The sequence below is a fragment of the Phyllobacterium sp. NPDC097923 genome (assembly GCF_044760925.1).
Classification (GTDB): domain Bacteria; phylum Pseudomonadota; class Alphaproteobacteria; order Rhizobiales; family Rhizobiaceae; genus Phyllobacterium; species Phyllobacterium calauticae.
On the sequence record NZ_JBIWBL010000001.1, the window covers coordinates 190,382 to 215,835 of the forward strand.

A 25,454-nucleotide genomic window follows, 5' to 3' on the forward strand; every position below is an offset into this window, starting at 1 on the left:
TATTCGGAGAAAAAGACCATGCCAAAAGTAGATTTCCGCCTGAATGCCATTGTCGATGTCGACGCCATCGGTGGTGATGCCGATCTGGGTGCCCTGGCTTTGCAGGCCGCGCGGGGCGGTGCCACGATCATCCAGTATCGCGACAAGAATTCGCCGACGCGCAAGATGGTGGAGCGCGCCCGCGCCATCCATGCGGCCCTGCAAGGCACAGGCATCCCCCTGCTTGTGAATGACCGCATCGACGTCGCGCTGGTGGCGGGTGTCGAGGGTGTGCATATAGGGCGCGAGGACATGCTGGTCGCCGACGCCCGCACGCTGCTTGGCCCCAATGCAATCATCGGCCTGACGGTGAAGAATGAAGCCGATGCGCAGGTGGCCATAAACTCTGCCATCGACTATGCCTGCGTGGGCGGCCTGTTCGAAACCCCTGCCAAGCACAATCCCGACGGCCCGATCGGTTTTGACGGGTTTGCCCGGCTGGCGGCCATCATCCGCGCGGCAAAGCCCGACCTGCCGGTCGGTGCCATCGCGGGCATCGATCTCGGCCGGGTCGCTCCGGCTATTCGCGCGGGTGCCGATGGGGTTGCGGTGATTTCGGCGATCTTCCGTCAGGCCGATCCGCGCGCCGCCGCACAGGTGCTTCGCGATGCCGTCGACGAGGCGTTGAGGGCAACCGCATGACCGCCATCGCCCTGACCATTGCCGGTTCCGACAGCGGCGGCGGCGCCGGTATCCAGGCCGACATCAAGACGTTCTCGGCGCTCGGTGTCTATGGCACGAGCGTGCTGACCGCGATCACCGCACAGAACACCCGCGGGGTCACCGCCATCGAGAACCTGAGCCCGGCCATCATCCGCGCCCAGATCGATGCCGTTCTCTCGGATATCGCGGTCGGGGCGATCAAGATCGGCATGGTTTCCACGGTCGAAACCATTGACGCCATCGCGGAAGCCTTGAACCGCTGGCAGCGCAAGGCGGTCGTCGACCCGGTGATGGTAGCAACATCGGGGGATCGGCTTCTGCAGCCGGAGGCGATGGAGGCGCTGCGCGTGCAGCTCCTGCCGCTGGCACTTGTGCTCACGCCCAACCTGCCGGAAGCCGCATTGCTGACCGGCACACCCGTAGCGGAAACCGAACGGGAGATGGCGCGGCAGGCGGAGCTGCTGCTGAAGCTTGGCCCGGCGGCGGTGCTGATCAAGGGCGGTCACGGGCATACAAGCCTCAGTACCGACCTCTTGTTCGACGGCGCGTCTGTCACGCGCTTCGACGGACCGCGGCTCGCCACCACCCATGACCACGGCACGGGCTGTACCCTGGCGGCGGCGATTGCCAGCGGGCTGGCCAAGGGTCTTGATCTGCCCGTGGCAATCGGCGAGGCGAAAGCCTATCTGACGGCAGCCATGGCGGCCGCCGACGGGCTCAATGTGGGTCAGGGGCGCGGCCCGGTGCACCATTTTCATCGCTGGTGGGCGGCGTAGCCGCCGCCCCCGCATTGAGAATGCGCTGGTAGAACAGGCCGACGCCAACCAGTGACAGACCCAATCCGATGAAGGAGAGGGCCCGCAGGATGCCTTCAAGGTTCGACATGTCGAGCAGGAAGACCTTGGCGATCACAAGGAACACGATCGGTGCCGAGATCAGGCGCAATGGCCTGTTCTGCCGCCATGCGCCCAATCCGAAGAGGCCAAGGCCGAACAGCAGCCAGACGGCCGAATAGGTGAACATTTCCATCGAGTCCACGCCCTTCCACAGATGAATGCTGCTGCCCCAGAAGAACACCCGGATGGTGAGCGTCACCCATGTGAACAGCATGAGGCCGGACAGGATCGCCAGGGCCATGGCGTAGTGCCGGGGGCGGTTGGCCTGCGCCATGACCAGCGGCAGGCCGAACAGCTTTATCTGTGGTTCGCCGAAGGCGTTGAGCGCCACGAGGGCCGCCAGCAGGCCCGGCAGCAGGTAGCCCATGAACAGGCTGTTGAAGATCAGGCCGCCGCCGACCGAGCCGTCAAACAGCGGATTGAGGAGAATGAAATGCTGCGTCACGGCCACAAGGATGCCGATGTAACCGACAATGAGCGCGGCGATGCGGTAGAGCCAGTCCTGGCCGCCCCGGCTCAGCATCATCAGGGACAATGATCCGCCGAGTGCGATGAGCGTGTAGAGTGACTGCTCGCTCAACGTTACATCGCCGCCGCTGTCGAGCGTGCCACCGTTCATCCAGTGGCGGACGAGGATATTGACGAGCACGAAGCCTGCCAGCACGGCAAGGGCCTGCGCAAGCCGGTAAGCGGTGTCCTTGATCCCTTTGGCCAGCACGAGCTGCGCAACGATCATGGCCGCGAAGAAGCCGCCGTAATTGAGCAGGAGCTGGTTGAAGAACGGTGTGGTGGACAGGCGGTCACTGCCGACGATCGTCGGATCGAAGAGGATATGCCCGAGGATGACGACGGCAAACACCGCCGGCGCAAAGCGCAGCACCGGTGCAAGGCGAGTGCGTGTGGCGAAGGCATAGACAACCGCCAGGGCGCAGGCGGCCAGAACGCGCCATTGCGGGTCGAACACCACGAAAAGGGCGAGCACAGCGAAACCGATGGATGCGGCGTCAAACAGCCATGCCGGGGATGCCGGCTTCACATCGTCCTTCCACAGGCGCGTCAACCACGTCGCAGCGCCAAAGCCGGTGATTGCGAGCCCGACGGTGACTATCTCTTCGGTTGAGGCAGGTGTGTTGCCGAAGATATAGAGCGTCACTGTGATCATCACGAAGGGAATGGCGGTTCCCAGCGCCGCATAGGCAAGGCCGCGCACGATATCAGGCAGTCGCGCAAGCACCGTTGCGGCGAGAACACCGATGGCGGTGAAGGCAAGTGCGATGACTATGGCAAAGCTGCGATATTTCGCAGGATCGTAGAGCGGCAATCCCGAACCGTTGTAGCCGCTGTCCAGCAGGTGATGCATATCCACGAGGGAGAGCGGAACAAGCGCGATGAGGGCGGCTGGAACAAGAAAGGGCAGGGCCCGGCGTATCAGGAGCGGTGCCAATGCCGACACGGCAATAATGAGGGTTGCCAGGACCAGATAGCGCGACGATGCCAGCCCGAAAAGATCGTGCGAGACATAGCCAAGACCGAGAAGAACCGCACCAGTGGCACCCGCTATGGTGATAGGATCGTACCAGGGTTCCGCGGTGCGGTCCAACAGGGTGTAGCTGCCGGGCTTCAGATGACTGAAGACGGAGAGGGCCAGCACGCTGACCGTCAACAAGCCAAGGGCCCCGCCATTCGGCATGGGGTCGAACCCGGTATAGGCCGCTCCCCAGAGCGCTGCGAGAAGTATCGCCGCGCCGCCGATCAACGGCCATGCCTTCGCCCGGGCGAGGACAACCGCGACGAGCGTGACGACCGACAGATAGGTCATGAAGCTGTAGGGCGCCGGTGCCTGCGCATTGACCAGGGCTGGTGTCAGGTAGGAGCCGATAAGGCCAAGACCGGCAATCCACGGACCGTGTTTGATGGCGAGCGCAAGGGTGGCAAGGCCGACGGCGCCCAATGCGAGAAAGGCGGTCGAACTGCCGATAAAGCCATAGATGCTGTGGGCGGCATAAACGTCGGCAAAGAGAGCCGCTGATCCCGCAGCGGTGAGAACACCGGGAATATAATCCGGGCCCTCGACGGACACGCCCAGCGGCTTTTCCTTGCGGCGCAGATATTCACCCCCGCCCAGAAGCAGCAGGCCGAAAATCGCACCAAGGCAGAGCCGGATACCGGGGCCGAGCAGTTCGTTCTCGATGGAATACTGGACGACGAAGATACCGCCAAGGAACAGCGCCACGCCGCCGATCCACACGGGCCAGTTGCGGCCAAGCGACCGCTCGAAATCGCCGTAGGACTTCTTTGGCCGGGCTGCCGGTACGGATGGTGCCGGTGTTGCGCGGACGGTGACAGGCGTTGCCGATGGCTTGCCCGACATGATTTCCGCCACTTTTTTCGGGTCCAGCCGCGCTGATGCCGCCATGGCCGGTATCGGTGTTCCCACGGGTTCGGCCGGGGGAACTGCGCGTGCCGGTGCCTCCGTCAAGGCCTCGTCGGCCCGGAAACGGCGAATCGGTTTTGCGGTTTCGCTGGCTGCCGGTGCCGGTTGCGTTTTTTCCGCAATCTGCCGTCGCAATTCTTCGACCTGCTTGCGCAGCGCGGTGACTTGCTGACGCGCCGTGGCCGCTACAACCAGTGCGATGATCGACAGAATGATGGAAAGACCCATGTGTGTGCTCCAGATTGCGCACACAACGCCATGAATCGGCTCATTATTCAACTAGGCGTTGATAAGTGGGGTTTATAGCCCGTAAGGGCGATCAGCCGGAATGGCGATAAAGCCGGGACGCACGGGAGCCGGGTCCGGCGCATAGGCCACCGTCTGCACCGTAGCGGTCGGCTGGCTGATTGCGGGCACAGGTGCCATGGGCAGCGAAGCAATCTGCGTGGACTGGACAGGCGTAGTGCCGCCCTTCAGGCCGGTTTCATCCAGCATGCCCTTGCGCTTGGCCTGATAATAGTAGCCGCTGGCATAGAGGCGAACAGCGCGGTCAAAATTGCGGTCGGCAACCTTGTAGGCACCGGCCAGGTATTTCACGCCGTATTTGAGGTTGGTTTCCGCATCGAGCAGGTCCTTTGGCGTGCCGCTGTGCCCCATGGCGCGGGCGGTGGACGGCAAAATCTGCATCAAGCCCCAATACTTGCCGTTGCGGGCTTCCGGACGGCCACGGCTTTCGCGGTGGACAACACGGCGCACCAGCGCTTCCGGCACCGCATAGGCGGCAGAATATTGTGAAATCAGATTGTCGACCCGCGGGCCGTAGGTTTCTGTCTTTGCCGGTGCGGCAATTTTTGCTGTCTCGGCCGGAGCAACCTGCGTCGTGGCATTGGCGGTTGCGAGGGCGGCCGGGTTGGCTGCCGGGCCGGCATAGGCCATCTGCACAGGCGCGCCCGTCACGGTCAGCGCGGTGGTGCGCGGTGCAGTTTCAGGAACAGGAATCGACGCTGTGCTGGTCGGCAATGTCGGGTTGGCCGTGGTGCAGGCTGCCAGGCTCAGTACCAGACCGAGGCAGGCGAGCGGGCGCAGCAATCGAATGTTTGAAACCATTGTCCACCAGTTCTGAGCGACCGTTTACGGCCTGTTAATCTCTTCTCATAGCCTGTTCGGCGGCTTCCCCGGCAATCACTTTCCGCAACACTCTGTAACAAATGCCGTTTCCACAGGTCTGCAGGGCGATTTTTGGACGCTCCACAGCCCCTGGCGACCGCCGCGGATGCTCCCGGTCCCGATCAATCCGCGCGTGTTGTTTGTCTGCCATTTTCTCGATACGATCGCCGTTATCGCCATTTCGGGACGGATCACATGAAGACAATCGCTGCCACCCTTTTCGGCCCGGAGGATTTGCGTATGGCGGAACACACGCTCTCCGCGTTGAAGCCCAATATGGTGCGCATCCGCTTCGGCGCAGGCGGCATTTGCGGCTCGGACATGCACTATTTCCGTCATGCGAGGACCGGCGATTTTGTCGTGACATCGCCGCTGATCCTCGGTCACGAAGTGGCGGGGGAAGTGATGCAGCTCGGGTCTGAAGTCACGGGGCTCAGTGTTGGCGACCGTGTCGCGGTCAACCCGTCGCGCTGGTGCGGCACCTGTGCCTACTGCCACGAGGGACGCGCCAACTTGTGCGAGAATATTTATTTCATGGGGTCGGCGTCGAAGACGCCGCACATGCAGGGCGGCTTTGCCCGTTTTTTTGATGCAACGCCGGCGCAATGCGTGAAGGTGCCCAGGGATTTCCCGTTTCAGGCGGCGGCGCTGGCCGAACCGCTTGCGGTGTGCCTGCACGCCGTTCGCCGGGCCGGACATGTCAAAGGGCATTCAGCCATCATATTCGGTGCGGGTCCGATCGGGCTTCTCACCCTTCTGGCGCTGAAACATGCCGGGGCGGAATCCGTTGTGATGGTCGATCTCGCCGCCGCTCCGCTGAAATTCGCGCTTGAACTGGGTGCCGACCGGGTGTTCGACCTGTCGGAAGGCGAGGACAAGCTTGCCAAACTGGCCGTCGCGACACCGTTCGATGTCGGCTTTGAAATTTCCGGAACGGCCGCTGGCCTTGCCTCGGCCATCCGCACCGTGCGGCGCGGCGGTACGGTTGTGCAGGTCGGCAACCTGCCCGGCGGGTCTATTCCGGTGCCCGCCAATGCGGTGATGGCGCGGGAACTCGACCTGAAAGGCACATTCCGTTTCGGCGAAGAATTCTACGAAGCCGTTGAACTGATCGTCTCCGGAGAAATCGGCGTGTTGCAGCTTGTCACGGGTGAATTCCCGCTTGAAGAGGCCCCCGAAGCCTTCGCCGTGGCGCTGGACAGATCCCGCAGTGTCAAGGTCGTTCTGACGGCCTGATGGCCCGGCGACCATTTGCCGTCACGCCACAGCTTGGTCTGGCGGCGGAAATCCGCTAACAGGGTGGCAGAGCAGCGGATTATTAACAATGATGCGCTAAAAACCATTCATCTCCACCTTTGGAAATCAGACCGCTCAAAATGAACGTGCCGCGTGTTTTTTACCCTCTGTCGTTGATGTCAAAATGTGTGGCATTGTTTGTTCTGGTTGTTGGCGTGGCGAGCGGTTGCACGACCACGTCGGCGCTGCAGCCGGTCGCAACGACCGTGCCCGCTTCCATCACGGAAAAGTCCGCGTCGATTGTCGTCGATGGCAGTACCGGCGCGGTGCTTTACCAGGCCAGTGCCGACCTTCCGCGCATCCCGGCCTCGCTGACCAAGATGATGACGTTGTATCTGACGTTCGAAGCGCTGGAATCCGGCCGTCTTACCAAGAACACGGTCATTCCCGTTTCCGCCCACGCTGCTTCCCAGGCGCCGAGCAAGCTCGGCTTCCGGCCCGGTCAGTCGATCGATGTGGATACGGCGATCAAGGCGATCGTAGTCAAGTCGGCCAATGACGTTGCCGTTGCGCTTGCCGAAGCCATTGGCGGCTCTGAACCGCAGTTCGCCGCATTGATGACGGCCAAGGCCCGCCAGCTCGGCATGAAGGGCACGACGTTCAACAATGCCTCGGGTCTCCCCGATCCCATGCAGGTCACCACCGCCCGCGACATGGCGCTGCTCGGCATGGCGCTGCGCCGGCATTTCCCGCAGCAATATTACTATTTTTCGCTGCATGACTTCATGTTCAACGGCAGGCTGGTGGAAGGCCACAACCGTGTCCTGGCAAAGCTCAATGGTGCCGATGGCATCAAGACAGGCTATGTCCGGGCCTCCGGCTTCAACATCGTCACATCGGTGAATGACAATGGCCGCAAGCTCGTTGCGGTGGTGATGGGCGGCGACACGGCAAGAGCGCGCGACCAGCAGGTCGTCGATCTGGTTCATAGCTATCTGCCCATGGCTGCCTCACGCTAAACCGCCTCACGCGGTCAGGACTTGCCATGCAGCGCACAACCGTTGCATGGTTCCTCGGAATGCGACTCAGAATTCAGCGCGTGCTATGGCGCTGATCGGAGGAAGATCGCCCCATGTGGTCCTATGTGCGCAATCTCCCCAGCAAGGCACGCGCCTGGATAACCGCCGGCCTCGGCACCTTTGCCGCGCTCGCAGTGGCTGTGGCCCTCGGGGTGTTCGAAGCGCAGCCGCAGGCCGCCATCAGCCAAATTCGTCCCGGACAGTCGCTTGATGCCGGCAAGTGGCGCATCAAGCCCCTGAATGCCTGGGTGACGGATCAGAAAATCCATGGTCTGACGCCGAAGGCGGATCAGAAGGCGCTGGTGCTTGAGGTCGAGCTGATGAACCGGACAACGCGGTCGGACAAAAGCTACTACAGCGCAGTCCATCTGCCTCCCGCGATTGAGGCAAAGGCGGAAAAACCGATGATCTATCTTGCGCGGGATGACGCGCTGATGCCGTCGCTCCAGCCGGGACTGCCGGAAAAAATGGCCTATGTCTGGCTGATGCCGGCAACGGCGATACCCAAGGATACGGTTGAGCTGAGCTTTGACGCCGATATATTCAAGCGGAGCGATAATCTCTATGGCGCGCCCGGCTGGTGGGGCAAGCGCATGGCGGCCAAGGCCAGTCTGGCCCTTGCCGGAGGACAGGGCTGATGCGCCCGCTCGGCAATATTCTGGTGGTCTGTCTTGCCGTCGTTGTGCTGTATGCCATGCAGCAGACAAAGCCGCATTACGAGGATTTGACCGGTCCCATCCCCGCCTATGGCAAGATGCATGAAACGGTTCATACCCGGCTGGTCGACCTCCGGTTGGAGCAGGTGGATTTCGCCCGCGAACTGACATTCACGCAGTACGGGCAACGCAAGACACTGACGACGTCGGGCCTTTGGGCTGTGGCGACAACGGAATTGGCGGCAACGACTGCATCGACAACGGTTGCTGCAGTGACATGGGTGGGCCCCACGGGCCTGCATTACGAAAAAACCGATCGTGTCGGCACCCTGAGCAGCCAGATGCCGCCGATGCTTGATCCGGGCATGCCGAGGAAAGTTCGTTTTGTCTTTGAGATCCTGCCGGATCAAGTGAATGGGGCAACGTTCACGCTTTCCGGCCGGATGGCGCCACGGCTCGATTCCGAGGCGCGCATCGCCATCGATGATTTCAGAAAGTTCAACGACGGCCAGCCGCTGATAGCGGACAGCTATGATCTTGCAAAACCCGTGCCCGTTTCAGGGAACTGATCGCATGACCCTCGCGCTTGAAGAGACACCGGATCTTTCGGAACGCCGCTGGCGCCGGCGCAGTCTGTGGGCGCTGGTGCTGCTCGTTCCTCTTGCGCTGTTCGTCATGTCGTACGGCGATGTCAAGGAAATGGGAGAAAGCAACAATGTCGTGCCGATTGACGTCGCGGCTGGCCAGATCGCCCGCTACGGCGGCAGCGACTGGCAGTTTATCGAGCTGCGCACGGTCACCGAGGGCATGAAACCGGGGGCATTGCCGAAAAATGCCGTTCCGGTCATTGCGCGTTTCATTGTCGAAATCGGCGATCCTGACCTGAAAAACCTCTGGCTGATGTGTTCGATCAGGCTTGCGGACGCAACCGGGCGATCCTGGTCACCGGCATCGGTACCCGGCCTGCCGCGTCCTGCCGAGGGGATAGAAACCTGTACCTCCACCATCTTTGCCGGGGTCAGCCAGGGCATGCGGCGGGTGGTCGAGGAGACCTATCTTGTCCCCGCTGATGTCGTTGGGGAGCTGAGGCCGACCATCGGCATGCGCAGCGAGCGGCCCTATTATCTGCGGTTTGCCCGTCCGCAATAGCTGGGCTAGCTGCCGGCAGCAACCGGTTCCGCCTCTGCCGGCTGCGGATTGCGCCGCATCGAGAATGCCGTTTCCATAATTGCGGCAAGAAAGCAGATGCGCAGCGGTTCGACCAGTATCCCGGTGGAGGAGTCCTGCAGGGGGCTGCCGAACAAGAAGGTGACGCCATTGGAAAGGGCCTGCCAGACGTCCAGCGCATGCGGGCCGATCAGCCGCGCGGTGCCCAGCCACATCCAGGCCGCGGCCCACTCAATGAAACGATATCCGAGGATCAGCGTGAGGATGAGCAGCAGTCCGGCGTTAAGGGTCAGCTTGACGCCGTTGGCGATGGGCAGGTAGCGCGAGCGGTAGCCGCCAATGAAATGTTCCACGAAGTCGCGCAGGAATTTCGGGATCGATGCATAGCGCGTGCCAAACTGTTCGACGCGGCGGTGCAGATGCAGAATTTCTTTTTCGTCGCGCACATCGTAGCCATAGACCAGAGCCACCATCACAAGCCAGATCACCGGTAACAGCGCATGAAAGAACAGGCCGATCGCGGCGGTGCCGAACGCTTCGGGAACCTGCTCGACGGGTATGAGTGCTGCGGCATGGGCCGATGCAACCGGCTCCGGCAGACCGGCAAGCAGGGATTTGATATAGGTCCAGAGATTGCCCTCGCTCAGGGCCTTCATCCAGCTGTCCTTCCAGCGGCTGATGATGAAGAGGCCGATGAAAACCCAGTTGGTCTCGCACACCACCATGATGATCTGCCAGATGGAACGGCCAGTCTTTTCCTTCATGGTTTTTGCCAGCTTGCGGATGACCCAGGAGATGGCAACGGACAGAAGCAGCCATTTCGAATCCAGCACATCAAGCACATTGCTGCCGCGCTCACCAAAGGGCATCTGGTCGAGCGCGGCGCGTGAATACTGCCGCACCGTATTGCCCAGAAAGCCCCAGGCGGCGTAGTAGGCAAAGAACGGGATGAGCGCGACAGAGACCATGGCGGCCAGTCTCGAAAATCCGCGGCGCGTGTCGTCGTCCGGGTCCGCTGCCGCGATTTTCTCCTGCACCGCGTTCAATGCCGGCAGGCCGGGCCGGACGATCTGGATCATGGAAACGGTTGTCACAAGCTGCGCAAGGGCCACCAGCGTCAGCACGGCCAGTCCCGCATAGTGATTGATATAGGCCGCATCGACGGCCAGTTGCATCAGCACATGCGATGCGATGACCCCAAGCAGCAGAACGGCAAAAAGCTGTGGCCAGAACCTCAGCCACAGCCGGAATGTCAGCTTCAGGGGCAACATAACGTCGGCCAGCATGATCAATTCCCAGCGAATCTCATGCGGACTGTATCAAAATCGCGGGGCATGTCACCCCGCGGGGACAGGCTCTAGCAAGTCGCCAGAACCTGCGTTGCCGCGCGCCTGTCGAGCGCCTGGCTCCAGAGTGTCAGCCCAAGGGCGCCGACCACGAGAATGGCACCGACCCATGGCGTCGCGCCAAGACCGAGGGGTGAGGCCACGATGATGCCGCCGAGGAAGGCACCCCCGGCAATGCCGAGGTTGAACGCGGCGATGTTCAGCGCTGAGGCAACGTCGACCGTTTCCGGCGTGTGGATCTTGGCCAGCTGCACCACATAAAGCTGCAGGCCGGGGACATTGGAGAAGGACAGCGCACCGAGCGCGGCCAGCGTGACCAGCGACCAGACCGGCGAGACGGCGGTGAAGGTGAAGATGGCCAGCACAAGTGCCTGCAAGGCAAACATCACGACCAGCGCGCCAACCGGGTTGCCGTCGGCCACACGTCCGCCAACCATGTTGCCCACGGCAATCGACAGGCCGTACAGCACGAGGATGAGACTGACTGTCGAGCCTGCATAGCCGGTGATTTCCTGCAGCACCGGGGCAAGGAATGTGAACATCACGAAGGTCCCGCCATAGCCGAGCGCGGTCATGGCGAAGGCGAGCAGCAGGCGTCCGCTGCCCAGCACGCGAACCTGGTCGATCAGGCGTGCAGGAGCGGCCTTGGCGATGGTAGTAGGCAGAAGCACGGCAATGGCGACGAAGGCGATGACACCAAGGCCGGCAACCGCCCAGAATGTTGCACGCCAGCCTAGCTGCTGGCCGATGAAGGTACCAAGCGGAACACCGGTGACGATGGCGACGGTCAAGCCGAGGAACATCATGGCGATGGCCGATGCGCGCTTGTTGGGCGCAACCAGATCGGCGGCAATGGTGGCACCAACCGAGAAGAACACGCCATGCGCGAAGGCGCTCAGCACGCGGGCGACGAGCAGCAGTTCATAGGTTGGCGAAAGCGCCGCAGCAGTATTGCCGACGATGAAAAGCGCCATGAGCCCGAGCAGGAGCGGCTTGCGCTCGATCTTGCCGGTGAGGGCGGTCAGAACCGGTGCACCGAAGGTGACGCCCAGCGCATAGACGCTGACGATGAGACCGGCGAGCGGCAGGCTGATGCCGAGATCGCCGGCAACGGTGGGCAGGAGGCCAACGATCACGAATTCTGTCGTGCCGATGGCATAGGCGCTGATTGTCAACGCCAGAAGTGCGAGAGGCATTGTCTTGTCCTTTGAATGGCAGGCGGGAATTCGATCCGGCCCGCGAATGGAATGATGACGGATGGCAATCCGGTTGCGCTGAATATGGTCGACGCGCATTCCATTGATAATCGTGTGATATCGCGGGATAATCGTGAATTGAATTCATGGATCAGGGCAATGCACGCACGAGGCTTGTCATCGGCACCGGTTTCATGAAAACGTGCGTCAACCGAGGCCCCCATGACGCATGCTCTGCCAGTTCTGTACTCTTTTCGCCGCTGTCCCTATGCCATGCGGGCCCGGCTCGCCATTCAGGCCGCGCACCAGGCCTGCGAGCTCCGGGAAATCGTATTGAGAGACAAAGCGCCGGAGTTTCTCGGTATTTCGCCATCGGGAACGGTGCCGATGCTGCTGCTGCCCGACGGGACAGTGATTGATGAAAGCCTCGACATCATGCGCTGGGCCTTGAGCCAGCACGACCCGGAACATTGGCTTGAGGTCGATGATGGCGGCTGGATTGCCCGCAATGACGGCTCGTTCAAGCGTAGCCTTGACCGCTACAAATACCCCACCCGCTTTGATAACACCGATCCGCTGGCAGAACGCGAAAAAGCCGTGGCAATTCTGGATGAATACGAGGAACGGCTGGCCTGGTCGCGCTGTCTCTTCCGGGCGACGCCGTCGCTTGCCGACATGGCGATCCTGCCGTTTGTCCGGCAGTTTGCCAGCGTGGATGCGGGCTGGTGGAGCGGGCTTGCCCGGCCACACGTGAAGCGGTGGCTGGATGAGTTCGTGTCATCCGGCCGGTTCGACGCGGTGATGCTGAAATATCCGAAATGGCAGGTCGGCGATGCCCCGACCCTTTTCGGCAACGCCTGAGCATCGATTGCAACGGCTTCGAGCGGATGAAACGTTTCAATCCGCTTGAATGGCCTTTGCCGGCACGCTCTTGTTTTTCAGGTTCAGAAGGTTGCCCGAAAGGATGAGGGCTGCGCCGAGCGCCGTGTAGATATCGATCCGTTCCGCATAGATGAGCCAGCCCAGCACGGCCATGAGCGGAACGCGCAGAAAGTCCATCGGGATGACCACGGTGGCATCCGCATAGAGCAGGGCCTTCGCCATGCAGAAATGCGAGAATGTGCCGGTGAAGGCAATGATCACCACCCAGGGCCAGGCATGCAGGGTCGGCCACTGCCAGACATGCAGCGCCGGCAGCAATCCGATGGCTGACTGGATCACCAGCATCCAGAAGATGATTTTCACCACGCTTTCCGTGCGGGTCAGGGATTTGACCATGGTGAAGGAAATGCCGAACGTGAACGCCGCGCCGAGGACAATCAACTGTCCCATTTCGATCGTTCCGATGCCGGGGCGCACAATGATGACGACACCGATGATGCCGAGAAGGATCGTCAGCGTGCGCCAGAGATTGAACCGCTCGCCGAGAAAGGCGACGGCCATGACGGCCGTCCAGGCCGGTGTGGTGAATTCAATGGCGATCACCTGCGCCAGCGGGATCATGGACAGCGCCTGCAGCCAGGCGAACTGGCCGGCATAATGGGCGGTATTGCGTCCGATGTGCTGCCAGATGCGGCCGGTCCGCATGGCGCGCACGCCGCCGGAAGACCGGATCAGCGGATAGAGCATGGCCAGCCCGATCAGCGACCGCATTTCCATGATCTGGAAGACGTTGAGTTCCTTTGAGGCTTCCCGGCCGGAGATCGCCATCATGAGAATGGCGGCCAGCGACCCGGACATCCAGAACGCCGCCTTCAGGTTTGATGGCTTGAATTCCATGGCGGCCGTTATTTCGCGTAGACGCTGGCGAAATCCGCAAAGCCCTTCACTTCGATCGGGTTGCCCGAGGGATCACGGAAAAACATGGTCCACTGCTCGCCCGGTTCGCCCTTGAATCGCACCACGGGAGGCATGACGAAGTCGACCTTTGCGTGCTCGAGCCGGTCGGCAAGGACATTCCAGTCTTCCAGCGGAAGAATGACGCCAAGATGCGGCATGGGCACCATGTGATCGCCCACCTTGCCGGTGTTGGTCGTTTCGAACGGCTTGCCGAGATGCAGCGAGATCTGATGACCGAAGAAATCGAAATCCACCCAGCTGTCGGTGCTTCGCCCCTCAGCACAGCCAAGGATATCGCCGTAGAAGCCGCGCGCCTTGTCGAGATCATGGACGTGGTAGGCAAGATGAAACAGCGAGCGCATGGGAAGAATCCTGAGAAACGGGGATGATGGCGAAGCTATCAGCAACTGAACCGGCAATGCAATGCACGGTGGTTCGAAATTGCGCGAAGCATCCGGTGCCAGCAGCACGTCCCGATATTGCAGCGTTGGACTGCTGTTTGCATGGAACAAAAATAGCCAGCAAAGAGTTTTGCCACGCTACAATCGTTCTGATCCCGAAAACAGGAAATTTGCAATGTCCATTCTTATCAGCCTTTTGATCACCGTTCTGGTGATCTTTCTTGTGCTCTATCTCGTCCAGATGCTGCCGCTCGATGGCCGCGCCAAGCAGATCGTCCAGGTGATCGTTGTGGTGATCGGGATTATCTCGCTGCTGCGCTATCTCGCAGTTTTCTAGGGATCGCTGCGGCGGGGCTCAAGGCTCCGCCGCATCCTCGCTATTTCTTTACGTCACCGAGCTGCCCCAGCATCCAGTCGCGGAACGCGCGGATTTTCGGGACATTCCGCCGGGCTTCGGGATAAACCAGCCAGTAGGCGTGCTCTGACGATCCCACAATATCGAAGGGTTGGATAAGCTGTCCTTGTTGCAGCTCGGGCTGGAAGAAGAACGGTGTCAGTATTCCCACGCCCTGTCCGGCCAGCACCGCGCGCCCTTCCAGATGCTGATCGCCCAGCCGATTGCGCAGGTCGCCGCGCAGGGTCGGCTTTTCGATACCCACCAGGCTGAACCAGATGTTCCACCAGGGGTCGCCGGGGTCGAGAATGGGCAGTTTGAGCAGGTCGGTTGGTGTCTTGACACCGCCGACAGAGGCGGCGAGTGCCGGTGACAGCATGGGCGTGAAATAGGCCTGGAAAAGCTTGTGACAGACCAGGCCGGGCCACTCCTTTGTGCCGCTGCGAATGCCGACATCCGCCTCCTGACGCACGAAATCCGTCATTTCGCGGCCGGATTTCAGCCGGACGGCCAGTGCCGGGTTCTCCATTTGAAACGAACCCAGCCGCGGAACCAGCCATGTGGCGGCAAAGGTCGGAATCGTCGCAATGGTCAGGATGCCGTCGGCGCTTTCGCGTGTCGTTGCAAAGGCGGCACGCAGGATTTCGAATGCCTCGGTCGTTGCCGGGGCCAGCCGCGCCCCGATTTCCGTCAGGACAACCTGACGCGGCAGCCGCAGAAACAGCGGCGATCCCACCCGCTCTTCCAGCAGTTTGATCTGGTAGCTGACGGCGGCTTGCGTCATGCCGAGCTCCTCCGCCGCCTTGGTGAAATTGCCATGGCGGGCAGCGGCCTCGAAAACACGGATAGCGGCAAGGGGCGGAAGATTCATCGGCATGATCCATAAGCTGTCCTTATGGAAGATACTCGTCGTTTTGTTGGAAAACAAGCGCGAACAGGCGCATTGAATACACACCCAAGACATGAACGTCGCATACAAACCGGAGTTGAGGTCATGAACCCCTCACCATCGCACTGCACATCCATAGACAACCCCGGATCCCGCTGGGGTTGGTTCGCGACCCTCAGGCGGGCGCTGGTGAGGCCCACTGTGCCGATCACCGTCAATGCCGGGGATTTTTCCGATCACATGCTGCGTGACATCGGCATGAGGGACGGCCGTCCCGGGCGGGGCGACCTTTTCACATCGCACCCCGATCTGAAGAAGGATATTTTCAAAGGGTCCGTCTAAGCGTGCCGTTCAGGAATCAAAGTCGACTTCCAGTTGCTTCTCGAGGGCGACAAGGTCCGCGGGAAGCGGCATGCCCATGGCTTTCAGTTCGTTGAGATGCTCACGCAGAGTCTCGTGAATTTCATGGGCGTCAGCCGGCCGTTGCACCATCTCTTCAAGCAGGAGTGCGATCTGTGCCTTGATGTCTTCGAACGCCATGATTTTTCCTTTCAACGCAACCGCAAAGCCGGGTTTTTACACCTGCGCACATGCTAGCAGATTATTGTGCGCCGGAATATTGCGTATCAGAAACCTTTTCCATCCACTCGACGGCATTTCCGTCCAACGCCTCCTGCATGGCGATGTGCGACATGGAATTTGCCGGACCCGCACCATGCCAGTGTTTTTCGCCGGGCGGAATCCAGACGACATCACCAGTCCTGATCTCGCGAATTTGTTCGCCCCAGACCTGCGCGAGGCCCGCACCGGAAACCACATAAAGGGTCTGTCCAAGCGGATGGGTGTGCCATGCGGTACGGGCGCCCGGCTCGAAATGCACGACGACGGCGATCAGCCGCGCCGGGGAAGGGGTCTGGATGATCGGGTCCTGCCAGACCGTGCCGGTGAACCATTCTTCCGGCGCACGGCGCGTCGGTATGGAGCCGCTCGATTTTATGTCCATTCGGTTTCTCCCGGGGTTTCGGCCGGATCGGCCGGAGGCTGGCTTTCAGGCAACGGCATCGTGCTTGCCGAGGCGATGACGGAGTCGAGAAAGCCGGGGAAGCGATTGTCGAGATCGGCACGGCGCAAGGTCAGAAACCGTTTCGTTCCATCGGGCCGCACATTGATCACGCCTGCCTCCCGCAGCTTGGCGACATGATAGCTCAGGGCTGTTTTGGAACCAAGCTGGGTAAATTGCCCGCATGTCATGGCGCGTTCGCCATTGCGCGCCAGAATGGCAATGATGTTCAAACGCGTCTCGTCGCCAAGCGCTGTGAAGATGGCGGGAAGTGAAATCTCTTCAGCATCCGGATGAAACAGGGGATGGGTCATGCCCTCCCACGTAGCAAGTACGCGGGGAAAGTTCAATGTTCAATAATCGTTGAACTTTGTTCTTGACTTCACATGCCGGTGAGCTCAATAGTTCAAGGATCATTGAACAAAGGATATCTCCCATGGACATTCGCCTTGTCGGTCTGGCGTTGGGTACATTCGCCATTGGCATTGAGGGTTTTGTCGTCGCCAGCCTTCTGCCGCAGATTGCCGGGGATACCGGCGTGACGCTGGTTCAGGCCGGTTATCTCGTGGTCATGTTCGCGCTTGCCTATGCGCTGGGCGCGCCGGTTCTTGCGGCGCTTACCGGGTCTGCAGACCGCCGTCTCATCCTGGCAGGCAGTGCCACCACCTTCGTCATCGGGGCAATTCTGGCGGCATTTGCTCCGTCCTATGCGTTTCTCACGGCCGCCCGGCTGCTGATCGGCATGTCGGCGGGCCTATACGCGGCCACGGCGCAGGCAACGGCCGTCGCCATCTCTGAAGCGCATCACCGGGCACGGGCGATTTCCGTCATCGTCGGCGGGACCACGCTGGCGGTGGCCTTCGGTGCGCCGCTTGGCGCGCTGATCGCATCGTTTGCCGGCTGGCGCGGCACCTACATCTTCATTGCCCTGATCGGGGCGGCCGCGACAACCTTCGTCTGGTTTCTCCTGCCGCGCGGATTGCGCGCCGACCGCTTGACCCTGCGCCAGCGGCTCGGCGTGATCCGCCACCCCGGGCTCTTGCCCGCGCTTGTCACCATGCTGCTCTACATGGCCGGCGGCTTCATCGTTTTCACCTATATCGCCGCCATCGCGGTACAGGGCACCGGCCTTTCCCGCGCGATGGTGCCGCTGGTGCTGCTGGCCTTTGGTCTTGGTGCTGCCCTTGGCAATGTTGTCGGCGGACAATTGTCGGATCGCTTCGGCCCGACGCGCACGGTGATCGCCGCCTCCTTCCTCAATGCCGCATCGCTGATGGCGATCAGCTGGATCATGCAATGGCCGCATGAAATCGCCGGTCCTGCTCTGATGACGATCATGGTTCTCTGGGGAATTGCCGCCTGGATGTTCCCGCCCGCGCAGGCCAGCCGGGTTCTGGCGATCGCACCGGAAAGCGCGCCGCTCGCGCTGTCGCTCAATGGCTCGGCGCTCTATCTCGGCATTGCTTCGGGGTCGTTCATCGGCGGGCTGATCATCGCCAATCTGGGCCTTGAATATCTGGGCTGGATCGGCGGCGCCTTCCCGCTGCTCGGACTCGTCGTGATGCGGCTCGCCAGCATCAACGCGCGCAAGACCGAACTTTCCGTCGCCTGATCCCCGGCGACCGAACAAAGGCTGGCCGAAACGAAACCCGTTCCGGCCAGTCTGGTGTTTATGAAGATGATTTCAGGAGCGAAGCAATCTGCTGCGTGCTGGGCACCTGGCCGTTCGGCGTGAGCTGGTCGACCACGCCCGGCAAGATCTTCGACAGCTGCGCGAGAAGGTCTTGTTCACTCATCCCGGTTTGCTGGGCAATCTCGCTGATGGTTTTCTGGCCGAGCGCGCTGCCCAGATCGCCGGGTGCGATGGGCTTGTTTTCACCCGGCTGAAGCCAGGAATTTGCCGTCTCGCCATGGCCCGCATTGGTCAGGCTGTTCAGGAGCCCGCCGAGCCCGCCGAGAAGCCCGCCGCTGGCTGCTGTATTGCCGTTGTCGGCCGTCTGCGGATTGTCGGGAGCCTGCGCGGGCTGGCTCGAGCCGCCGCTCAGCATTTTACCGACCAGAAGTGCTCCAAGCGCAATGATCAGCGGCTTCGATATATTTCCGCCTGGTACCGCATTATCGAAAATTCCCATCTCGATCTCCCTTCTATATTGCTCGGTTTCAGCTCAAATCCGTCGTTCTCCCCCGCAAAGATATTTGTTCATTCCGGGAGAAAGCACAACCATCTTGCTTTTATTCAATCTATGCGAAAACATGACGACATTAAGCCAATGGATAGGAAGGAATGTTCGCATGTCTGTTATCGGTTGGATTGTACTTGGGCTTGTTGCTGGATTTATTGGCAGCAAGATCGTCAACAAGAGCGGTCAGGGCTTAATCCTTGACATCGTTCTGGGCATCGTCGGCGCTGTTGCCGGCGGCTTCATTTTCAGCTTGCTCGGTGCCACCGGCGTCACCGGCTTCAACATCTACAGTCTGATCGTCGCTGTTATCGGTTCCGTCGTCGTGCTCTGGCTCTATCACGCGATCACCGGCAACAGATCTGCATGACCTGAAACCGCTTGCTTTTTGGAATGAACAGCGTGGCATCCGTGCCGCGCTGTGACTGTTATTGTAGGGCAAGGAAAACAAAACACCCACATGGTGCGGCGTCCATTCCGGCCTTAGTAGGACGCGATGATCAAGGCCGGGTCTGGCGCCCGGTTATCAGCGCCTGTCATCCAACTTGCGTGCTTGCCACTCATTTCTTGGAACGATCCCGCCAATCCTGAAGGTGAATGAGACCACCCGCGTTGCGCCGGCATCGACCGAACATTTGAAATCCAGATTGTACCAGTTTGATCCGAGGCGGAACGCGGCGCCAGCACCGTTGAATGACGTCTTGGACATGATCCCTCCCGCGGGGCCATTGGGAAGGATCGCATCCCGCGATGCAGTGCTGGGTTTTGAACTCAGCATCGCCAATGCCTCCGACGTACAGAGGCTTGCAAGGCGCTCTTCTGGCGAAAGCCGTGCGACGATCTGCGCTGTCCGTGGGTCAAGCCCCGAGTTCGGCAGGAATTTCTGGCTCATATTTGAGAATGGATTGGAGCTGGGTGCGGTTTTGGAGCCGTTCGGTTTGGATGCCTGATCTGATTTCTTCGGCGTAGGCTCTGATTTCTGTTGCGGAGTGGGCATATTGTTGACCGCGTTGGTCGGAGCCGGCGACTGTTGCGTTGCCTGTCCCGCCGTTTCGCTGGGCATGGGCTCCGACTGCACATCAGGTCTCGGGGTTTCTGGCGCAGCCGGTTTGCTCTCCAGCGGTAGCGCGGCTGGAGCAGCGTCCATTTTCGCTTGTGCTGCGGGCGACTCCTGCGGGGTTGATGCTGCGTCTTGCGTTGTACCGTCGGCGGGTGGCGCCGCTTCGGAATCGGCAGCATCTCTTTCTGATCTCGGGAGAAGCTTGAGAAGACGTTGCGAAGAGGCGGCCGCTGCGGCGGGGGCCGGCGCGGGCTGCGGTTTTGGCGCCTCTGCCTTCTCTTCCTTCTTTTCCGGTTCCGGCTTTGGCTGCGGTTCGGGTTCTGGCGGCGGAACGACCTTCACCTCCACGCTTTCCGGCTCCGGCGGTGTGGTTTGCCATTGGGGAAGCTGGAGGAACAGCAATGCCGCCACCAAAAGATGCAGGCCGAGGGACGTCAGGACGCCCCCTCCAACTTCGTCCCGCAGCTTTTTGGCGAACACTAGCATTGCTTAAACGATTATCGACCGCATGCCTGAAACCTAGGCGCTTGACCGGCCCGCAACAAGGGGGAAGGACGCAGGCCGGGTCCCTCTACTTCAGCAGTGCGGCAATGGCCGGCTTGTCGGCCGCCAGTTCCAGTGCTGTCTTGCCGCCTGCAGTCCTGGCAGATTTGTCCGCTCCGTGTTTGAGCAGGGCCTGAACCACGGCGGGATCATCGCTGTAACTTGCCGCCATGTGCAGCGGCGTCATCCTGTCGTAGTCGCCGACGAAGTTGACCTTCGCGCCCTTGGAAATCAGCAGATCGATGACGCTTGCCGGGCCGTAATAGGCTGCAGTGTGCAGGGGTGCCCAGCCCTCCTGGGTCTTCAGGTTCACATCGGCACCGCAGGCCAGCATCTTGGCAACAAGATCGGCTTTCTTGTCGCGGATCGCGATGCTGAAATGTGTATCGCCGCCCATATCCCGCCCGTTCGGATCGAGTTTTTTGCACTGCGCGGCCGTGGGCGCCGCGCTGGCGCCGGAAACCGGAACAACCGCACTGACCGCCGTCAGAGCCAACCCGAACAGGGCCACATTTGAAAACAATCTCCGCACGCTGTCGTCCTCACCAATTTTGGATTGCATCCGTCATCCGCGACGGATCGATCCCTGCTTTCTACAGGGCTTCTCGTCTGCGGGGCAAGGGAGGAGCAGCGCATTCGGCAAAAGGCCCAAGCACGTCCCGCGGCACGTGTCGCGGGACGTGCTGGCGTTCAAGCGGATCTACCGATTGCGCCGGATTCCGGCCGCACCGCCGGCCGCTGCGGCGAGGGCGCCGATCAGCATGGCGACGAAGGCTGCAAAACTGCCGCTTGCGGCAATCTTTGCCGACTTGTCGGCGGCCTGCTTGGCCTGAGCCTTCAGTTCTTCAACCTTGGCCGTGGCTTTGGCCTTGACGTCGTCGATCTTGGCAACAGCCGCATCGTATCGCTTGTTGGCTTCATCGGGCGAAATGCCCAGCTGCGCTGCAATGATGGCCGTCACGCGCTGTTTGGTTTCCTGCGATGTCTCTTCACCCAGGGCATGACTGGTCAACGCCGATACGACTTCCTTGCGGGCCTGTTCCGGCGTCAGGGATGTGGTCCCCGAGGGATCGCGGTTGAGCACGCCGTCAACCAGACGGTCGACTTCCGCGCCGGCCTGTTCCTTGGTGATGCCGCTGGCTTGAACAGCCTGCGGGATCATGTCCTTGGCGGTCGAGGCCGCACCGGACACGGCCTGACCTGCCGTCGATCCGACCGAGGACGCGACGCTGCCGAGGACGCCGAAAGCCCCGCCAACGGCGGTGCCAAGCAGATAGAGTCCGATAGCCAGTCCCGCAGCCCAGACAACCAGACCGTGCAGCACGCCGCTCCAGCGCGCATACTGGCCGGAAAAGTAGGCAGCGACGTAACCGCCGATAGCCAGGGCAATAATCATCGCAACGGCGCTCCAGATACCGCCGCCGATACCCAGTCCCTGCGCGGAAGCGCCGTCGCCGGTGGTGCTGACCGTGCTGAGGCCAATGCCCAGACCGAGGGCTGCGAACATCACCTGGACGGCGATGGTGAGAAGCGTGCCGCCAAAAATACCGCCCCATGCGAGGCGCTGTCGGTCAACCGCGATTGTATCCACTGTGTCCCGATCATACGAAACCATGGTGTGTCTCCATTCATCCTGTTCTTCAGATAAAATCCCTGCGGGGTGCAAGCTCCCGGCGAGGTCAGGATGGAAACACACCCGGATACCGTTGGTTCCAGATCGGTAGCCGGATATATTTTGCACGAGCGCGGGAACAAAAGCCGCGTTCGTGTATGCCTGCGCGGTATGCGCAGGCTGCAAGGCAGGTGTACAGATGGTCTGGAAAGCGGCTGGCGTCAGGCCAGGCTGCGCGCCTCGCGAAACGTGATGAGCCTCTTGCGGCCTTCATCCCACAGGACCAGTTTTACGCAGCGCAGGCTCTGCAGAATGGTGATGCGCCCGACATTGCTCAGCTCCGGATAGTCCCGCAGAACTTCCGGCAGCCGGTAATAGGGCACGCGGCTGGAAAGATGGTGGACATGGTGGATACCGATATTGCCGGTCAGCCAGCGCAGGGGAAGCGGCAGGACGTAATGCGAGGAACCGTGCAGGGCGGCTTCCTGGAACTGCCAGTCAGCGCCTTGCGACCAATGGGTTTCCTCGAACTGGTGCTGGACGTAGAACAGCCAGATGCCTGCAGCCCCGGCAAGAACGACGATGGGCAGATGCACCATCAGGAAGGGAATAACACCCACCAGCCAGATCAGAACGGCTGCCAGCAGCGCGATGGCAAAATTCGTCGCCATGGTGGAGATCCAGGGCTGGGCGCCGGAGCGCATCATGCCGAACGGCAATCTCTGTTTGAAAATGAAAAGCCAGGCCGGTCCGATGCCGAACATGATCACAGGATGGCGGTACAGGCGGTAGCCCAGGCGGCCCCAGCGGGACAAGGCCCGGTATTCGGCAACGGTCAGGGTCGTGATATCGCCGACACCGCGCTCATCCAGATTGCCGGCGGAAGCATGGTGCAGCGCATGGGCACGGCGCCAGTAATCATAGGGGGTCAGAGTGAGAACGCCGATCGCCCGGCCAGTCCAGTCGTCGGAATGCCGGTGGGCAAAGAACGAACCATGGCCGCAATCATGCTGGATCATGAACAGGCGAAGCAGGAAGCCGGCTGCCGGAATGATAAACAGCAACCCCCACCAGAAACCGTAGTGGACGGCAGCCCAGCAGACGGCCCACAGGATTGCAAAGGGAATGACCGTCACCGCGAGCTCGAAAATGCTGCGGCCGCGGTGCGGTTTGCGATAATTCAAAAGGATTTTCGGCCAGGCTCGGCCGCCTAATCCAGCTTCGGAAATGGGAGAGGTGTTTTTCATCGTCTATCATAGGCTTGCGACATGGGGCGACACAAGAGAGCTTCCCGTTCTTTTGTCGTAATAGGCAGATTTATGTGCAAATCCGCCGCGTCATCACGGGAATCGAGGCAGAGCCGATTGGGTGCGACGTGACAGTTCCCACTGGCTTCATGGTGGCCCTCCGTCCTGTATCGACAGACGACGTTTCAGGCTCAGGAGGCTGAAATATTTTGGGCGAATTGCGCCGGATTTGCACGGGCCTCAAGATATCGGGTGATTTCATTCAGGGGCATCGGCCGTCCAAACAGATATCCCTGCTGTACGAAACAGCCGCAACTGGTCAGCCTGAGCGCCTGGCTTTCCGTCTCGACGCCTTCGGCGATGACGCGGAGTTCCAGCGCCTGTGCGAGCTGAACAATTGCCTTGACCACGGCTTCGGCCTGCTGGTCAGCGCTGATGTCTCTGGCAAAGGAGCGATCGATCTTGATGACGTCCAATGGCAAGCGCCTGATGTATGAAAGGCTCGAATAGCCCGTTCCAAAATCGTCAAGGGCAATTCGGATGCCGAGCGCGCGAAAGCGGGAAAGGCATTCCTGGGCCTGCTCGAAATCGATGAGCAGCAGGCTTTCCGTGATTTCCAGTTGAAGGGCGGAGGGAGGGAAATGATGATGGGCCAACGTCGCGGCGATATGTTCGACAACCGAGGAGGAACGCAGGTGACGCGGCGACAGATTGATCGACACGTAATCGAGATGACCGTCGCGGATGAACGGGTGCATCTCCCGGCAGCAGCGGTCGATCATTGCCCGGCCAAGCTCGACGATCAACGAACTTTCCTCGGCCAGCGGAATAAACAGGCCGGGAAGAATGAGCCCCCGCTCGGCATGCTGCCACCGCGCGAGCGCCTCCACTCCAACGATTTCATTGCTCTTGGTGGAGATGATTGGCTGGTACCAGGGCTCGATCTCTCCCGCCGCCACCGCGGTGCGCAGTTCTGCTTCCAGGCCCTGGCGGCTCTGAAGCTCGCCCGCCATGGTGTCGTCGAACTCCGTCCATGTCGAGCGTCCAGCCGACTTCGAATGGTAGAGGGCGAAATCGGCAAAGCGCTGCAGAGTTGGTGAATCCACGGCATTGCGGGGGAAGCTTGCAAAGCCGACCGAGCAGCTGACGATCAGCTGCAGGCGGCCGCAATCGATCGGCCTGCTCATGACCTCCATGACGTCTGCCGCGATCTGGCGGGCGCGTTCGCTGTGAGCCGGTGTCACGCAGATGACGCCAAACTCGTCGCCGCCCAGCCGTCCGGGCACCTCTCGCTCCCGACAGATTGCGCGCAACCGAGAAGCAACCTCCAGTAGCACTGCATCGCCGACGGCATGGCCGTAATTGTCATTGATCTCCTTGAACCGATCGAGATCGACAAACAGAAGCTGTACCATCCCGCTTTGAACACGAGCCTCCCGGATAGCCGCTTCCAGATCGCGCGTGAAACTGACCCGGTTTGCGAGCGTGGTCAGAGGGTCGCGCTCGGCAAGGAACAGGGCCTGCTGACGGGAGACCTCCAATTCGTGCGTGCGATCGAGAACGCGCATTTCAAGGTCGTTCGCCAGCACCGTCAGGTGGTTGTTGGCGTTATACAATTCCAGCGACTTCGCCTCGAGCAACCATTCCGCCTCTTCGCGGGCTCGGCGTTCCCGTATGAGGCGCCGTTCGAGACGTGCAACGCGATCACCGGGCGTGTCGGTTTCCAGCATTTAGGCTATCGCATCCGTCTTCTGGATTGAGAACCGGACGAATTTCTCGCCATCGTGTTCGTGCGCGCTTCGCTCTATAAGCACGGTCTCGCCATAGAGCTGAGCCGCGCCAAGAATGAGGCCCGAGGCAAGCGCCGCAAAGGGACGATTGCTGCGATAATCGAGGTGCATTGCCCCGGTCCCAAGGCGTTCGGCCCGAAATTCCGGCAGCTCGGCATCGGGGTAGAGTTTTCGTACCTCCACATGGATATGGCTGTCGATGCTTTCGAGGAAATCAAACAGAGTGGCTGCGGTCTTGAAGAAGTCAGGGAATGAAGCCTTGAAACGCCCGATCAAATGTTGACCAAACAAACCCAACAATTCATTTGGCGGCGTGTTGCTTTGCAAAGACAAGTTGGTGACAAGCGATTGCATTTCCTTATGGTCGTAAGTACCCACCGCAGTATAGGCACCACCACTCGGCAGGTCGGAAGCTTCGATGAGATCATCCACGGCATCTGCCCCGTAGATGTGCTCTACGAAACCCAGCAATTCGGTGAATACCATGCCTTTCATTTTGTCCCCCCTACCTGAACATCGAACCATGTCGATTTCCAACGATAGACTGCAGGAGAAAATGC

The 25,454-nt window shown here is 60.8% G+C and carries 29 protein-coding genes; 12 read left to right on the forward strand and 17 right to left on the reverse strand.

Features of this window, described 5'->3' with window-relative positions; genetic code table 11:
* Positions 1-18 precede the first annotated feature (18 nt).
* Positions 19-681: a thiamine phosphate synthase gene (gene thiE / locus ACIQWS_RS00940; RefSeq protein WP_403169353.1), complete on the forward strand. Its 663-nt coding sequence runs from the start codon at positions 19-21 to the stop codon at positions 679-681.
* Entirely contained in the window at positions 678-1,478 is an 801-nt protein-coding gene (gene thiD / locus ACIQWS_RS00945) for a bifunctional hydroxymethylpyrimidine kinase/phosphomethylpyrimidine kinase (RefSeq protein ID WP_403169356.1), read from the forward strand. Before thiE ends, thiD begins: the two co-directional genes overlap by 4 nt.
* On the opposite strand, the gene ACIQWS_RS00950 is transcribed toward thiD, so the two are convergent.
* On the reverse strand, positions 1,420-4,260 hold the full coding sequence (locus ACIQWS_RS00950) for a DUF2339 domain-containing protein (protein WP_403169359.1): 2,841 nt from the start codon (positions 4,258-4,260) through the stop codon (positions 1,420-1,422). The two genes, thiD and ACIQWS_RS00950, sit on opposite strands and share 59 nt — an antisense overlap.
* A gap of 72 nt (positions 4,261-4,332) precedes the next feature.
* On the reverse strand, positions 4,333-5,139 hold the full coding sequence (locus ACIQWS_RS00955; protein WP_403169361.1) for a transglycosylase SLT domain-containing protein: 807 nt from the start codon (positions 5,137-5,139) through the stop codon (positions 4,333-4,335).
* Between the two features lie 255 nt (positions 5,140-5,394).
* Between ACIQWS_RS00955 and ACIQWS_RS00960 the strand changes: the two genes are divergently transcribed.
* The 5 genes from ACIQWS_RS00960 to ACIQWS_RS00980 all read left to right on the forward strand — a co-directional run bounded on the left by ACIQWS_RS00960 (position 5,395) and on the right by ACIQWS_RS00980 (position 9,319).
* On the forward strand, positions 5,395-6,435 hold the full coding sequence (locus ACIQWS_RS00960) for an L-idonate 5-dehydrogenase (RefSeq protein WP_403169364.1): 1,041 nt from the start codon (positions 5,395-5,397) through the stop codon (positions 6,433-6,435).
* A gap of 140 nt (positions 6,436-6,575) precedes the next feature.
* Positions 6,576-7,454 carry a D-alanyl-D-alanine carboxypeptidase family protein gene (locus ACIQWS_RS00965; protein ID WP_223612191.1) on the forward strand — a complete coding sequence of 293 codons (879 nt, stop codon included), beginning with the start codon at positions 6,576-6,578 and terminating at the stop codon, positions 7,452-7,454.
* 113 nt (positions 7,455-7,567) lie between these two features.
* A complete protein-coding gene (locus ACIQWS_RS00970; protein ID WP_403169367.1) occupies positions 7,568-8,152 on the forward strand; it encodes a hypothetical protein in 585 nt (194 codons plus the stop codon).
* The gene (locus ACIQWS_RS00975) at positions 8,152-8,739 is read left to right on the forward strand and encodes a hypothetical protein (RefSeq protein ID WP_403169370.1); all 588 of its coding nucleotides are present in this window, start codon (positions 8,152-8,154) and stop codon (positions 8,737-8,739) included. The genes ACIQWS_RS00970 and ACIQWS_RS00975 overlap by 1 nt, the downstream gene beginning before the upstream one ends.
* A gap of 4 nt (positions 8,740-8,743) precedes the next feature.
* Entirely contained in the window at positions 8,744-9,319 is a 576-nt protein-coding gene (locus ACIQWS_RS00980) for a hypothetical protein (protein WP_403169373.1), read from the forward strand.
* Between the two features lie 5 nt (positions 9,320-9,324).
* On the opposite strand, the gene ACIQWS_RS00985 is transcribed toward ACIQWS_RS00980, so the two are convergent.
* Together ACIQWS_RS00985 and ACIQWS_RS00990 are read right to left on the reverse strand one after the other, a co-directional pair.
* The gene (locus tag ACIQWS_RS00985; protein WP_403169376.1) at positions 9,325-10,623 is read right to left on the reverse strand and encodes a hypothetical protein; all 1,299 of its coding nucleotides are present in this window, start codon (positions 10,621-10,623) and stop codon (positions 9,325-9,327) included.
* 71 nt (positions 10,624-10,694) lie between these two features.
* The gene (locus ACIQWS_RS00990) at positions 10,695-11,879 is read right to left on the reverse strand and encodes an MFS transporter (protein WP_403169379.1); all 1,185 of its coding nucleotides are present in this window, start codon (positions 11,877-11,879) and stop codon (positions 10,695-10,697) included.
* Between the two features lie 222 nt (positions 11,880-12,101).
* On the opposite strand from ACIQWS_RS00990, the gene ACIQWS_RS00995 reads away from it, so the two are divergent.
* Positions 12,102-12,740 carry a glutathione S-transferase gene (locus tag ACIQWS_RS00995; RefSeq protein ID WP_403169382.1) on the forward strand — a complete coding sequence of 213 codons (639 nt, stop codon included), beginning with the start codon at positions 12,102-12,104 and terminating at the stop codon, positions 12,738-12,740.
* A gap of 36 nt (positions 12,741-12,776) precedes the next feature.
* Here the strand turns inward: ACIQWS_RS00995 and ACIQWS_RS01000 are convergent, their stop codons facing one another.
* Positions 12,777-13,658, reverse strand: coding sequence for a DMT family transporter (locus tag ACIQWS_RS01000; protein WP_346308070.1), 882 nt, complete (start codon positions 13,656-13,658; stop codon positions 12,777-12,779).
* An 8-nt stretch (positions 13,659-13,666) separates the two neighbouring features.
* Positions 13,667-14,080 carry a VOC family protein gene (locus ACIQWS_RS01005; RefSeq protein ID WP_403169385.1) on the reverse strand — a complete coding sequence of 138 codons (414 nt, stop codon included), beginning with the start codon at positions 14,078-14,080 and terminating at the stop codon, positions 13,667-13,669.
* Positions 14,081-14,294: 214 nt separating this feature from the next.
* Here ACIQWS_RS01005 and ACIQWS_RS01010 point away from each other — a divergent pair, with 214 nt between their 5' ends.
* Positions 14,295-14,456: a Thivi_2564 family membrane protein gene (locus tag ACIQWS_RS01010; protein WP_182548090.1), complete on the forward strand. Its 162-nt coding sequence runs from the start codon at positions 14,295-14,297 to the stop codon at positions 14,454-14,456.
* A gap of 40 nt (positions 14,457-14,496) precedes the next feature.
* Here ACIQWS_RS01010 and ACIQWS_RS01015 read toward each other — a convergent pair whose 3' ends face one another.
* On the reverse strand, positions 14,497-15,390 hold the full coding sequence (locus tag ACIQWS_RS01015; RefSeq protein ID WP_403169388.1) for a LysR substrate-binding domain-containing protein: 894 nt from the start codon (positions 15,388-15,390) through the stop codon (positions 14,497-14,499).
* Positions 15,391-15,591: 201 nt separating this feature from the next.
* Between ACIQWS_RS01015 and ACIQWS_RS01020 the strand changes: the two genes are divergently transcribed.
* A complete protein-coding gene (locus tag ACIQWS_RS01020; RefSeq protein ID WP_403169390.1) occupies positions 15,592-15,744 on the forward strand; it encodes a hypothetical protein in 153 nt (50 codons plus the stop codon).
* Positions 15,745-15,753: 9 nt separating this feature from the next.
* Here the strand turns inward: ACIQWS_RS01020 and ACIQWS_RS01025 are convergent, their stop codons facing one another.
* The 3 genes from ACIQWS_RS01025 to ACIQWS_RS01035 form a co-directional block, all read right to left on the reverse strand.
* Positions 15,754-15,942: a hypothetical protein gene (locus ACIQWS_RS01025; RefSeq protein ID WP_223612181.1), complete on the reverse strand. Its 189-nt coding sequence runs from the start codon at positions 15,940-15,942 to the stop codon at positions 15,754-15,756.
* Positions 15,943-16,003: 61 nt separating this feature from the next.
* Positions 16,004-16,405 carry a cupin domain-containing protein gene (locus ACIQWS_RS01030; protein ID WP_223612180.1) on the reverse strand — a complete coding sequence of 134 codons (402 nt, stop codon included), beginning with the start codon at positions 16,403-16,405 and terminating at the stop codon, positions 16,004-16,006.
* Positions 16,396-16,776 (reverse strand): helix-turn-helix transcriptional regulator, encoded by a 381-nt coding sequence (locus tag ACIQWS_RS01035; RefSeq protein ID WP_346308065.1) that lies wholly within the window; start codon positions 16,774-16,776, stop codon positions 16,396-16,398. The genes ACIQWS_RS01030 and ACIQWS_RS01035 overlap by 10 nt, the downstream gene beginning before the upstream one ends.
* A gap of 122 nt (positions 16,777-16,898) precedes the next feature.
* On the opposite strand from ACIQWS_RS01035, the gene ACIQWS_RS01040 reads away from it, so the two are divergent.
* Positions 16,899-18,074 carry an MFS transporter gene (locus ACIQWS_RS01040; RefSeq protein ID WP_403169394.1) on the forward strand — a complete coding sequence of 392 codons (1,176 nt, stop codon included), beginning with the start codon at positions 16,899-16,901 and terminating at the stop codon, positions 18,072-18,074.
* A gap of 58 nt (positions 18,075-18,132) precedes the next feature.
* Here the strand turns inward: ACIQWS_RS01040 and ACIQWS_RS01045 are convergent, their stop codons facing one another.
* Positions 18,133-18,594, reverse strand: coding sequence for a YidB family protein (locus ACIQWS_RS01045; RefSeq protein ID WP_346308063.1), 462 nt, complete (start codon positions 18,592-18,594; stop codon positions 18,133-18,135).
* Positions 18,595-18,754: 160 nt separating this feature from the next.
* Between ACIQWS_RS01045 and ACIQWS_RS01050 the strand changes: the two genes are divergently transcribed.
* A complete protein-coding gene (locus ACIQWS_RS01050) occupies positions 18,755-19,012 on the forward strand; it encodes a GlsB/YeaQ/YmgE family stress response membrane protein (RefSeq protein WP_223612177.1) in 258 nt (85 codons plus the stop codon).
* A 156-nt stretch (positions 19,013-19,168) separates the two neighbouring features.
* Here ACIQWS_RS01050 and ACIQWS_RS01055 read toward each other — a convergent pair whose 3' ends face one another.
* The 6 genes from ACIQWS_RS01055 to ACIQWS_RS01080 form a co-directional block, all read right to left on the reverse strand.
* The gene (locus ACIQWS_RS01055; protein ID WP_403169399.1) at positions 19,169-20,182 is read right to left on the reverse strand and encodes a DUF930 domain-containing protein; all 1,014 of its coding nucleotides are present in this window, start codon (positions 20,180-20,182) and stop codon (positions 19,169-19,171) included.
* Positions 20,183-20,273: 91 nt separating this feature from the next.
* Positions 20,274-20,807 carry an ankyrin repeat domain-containing protein gene (locus ACIQWS_RS01060; protein ID WP_403169402.1) on the reverse strand — a complete coding sequence of 178 codons (534 nt, stop codon included), beginning with the start codon at positions 20,805-20,807 and terminating at the stop codon, positions 20,274-20,276.
* A gap of 138 nt (positions 20,808-20,945) precedes the next feature.
* The gene (locus ACIQWS_RS01065) at positions 20,946-21,860 is read right to left on the reverse strand and encodes a hypothetical protein (protein ID WP_403169404.1); all 915 of its coding nucleotides are present in this window, start codon (positions 21,858-21,860) and stop codon (positions 20,946-20,948) included.
* Between the two features lie 218 nt (positions 21,861-22,078).
* On the reverse strand, positions 22,079-23,104 hold the full coding sequence (locus ACIQWS_RS01070) for a fatty acid desaturase (RefSeq protein ID WP_223612173.1): 1,026 nt from the start codon (positions 23,102-23,104) through the stop codon (positions 22,079-22,081).
* A 191-nt stretch (positions 23,105-23,295) separates the two neighbouring features.
* Entirely contained in the window at positions 23,296-24,834 is a 1,539-nt protein-coding gene (locus ACIQWS_RS01075; protein ID WP_346308375.1) for a bifunctional diguanylate cyclase/phosphodiesterase, read from the reverse strand.
* On the reverse strand, positions 24,835-25,389 hold the full coding sequence (locus ACIQWS_RS01080) for a heme NO-binding domain-containing protein (RefSeq protein ID WP_346308376.1): 555 nt from the start codon (positions 25,387-25,389) through the stop codon (positions 24,835-24,837).
* Positions 25,390-25,454 lie beyond the last annotated feature (65 nt).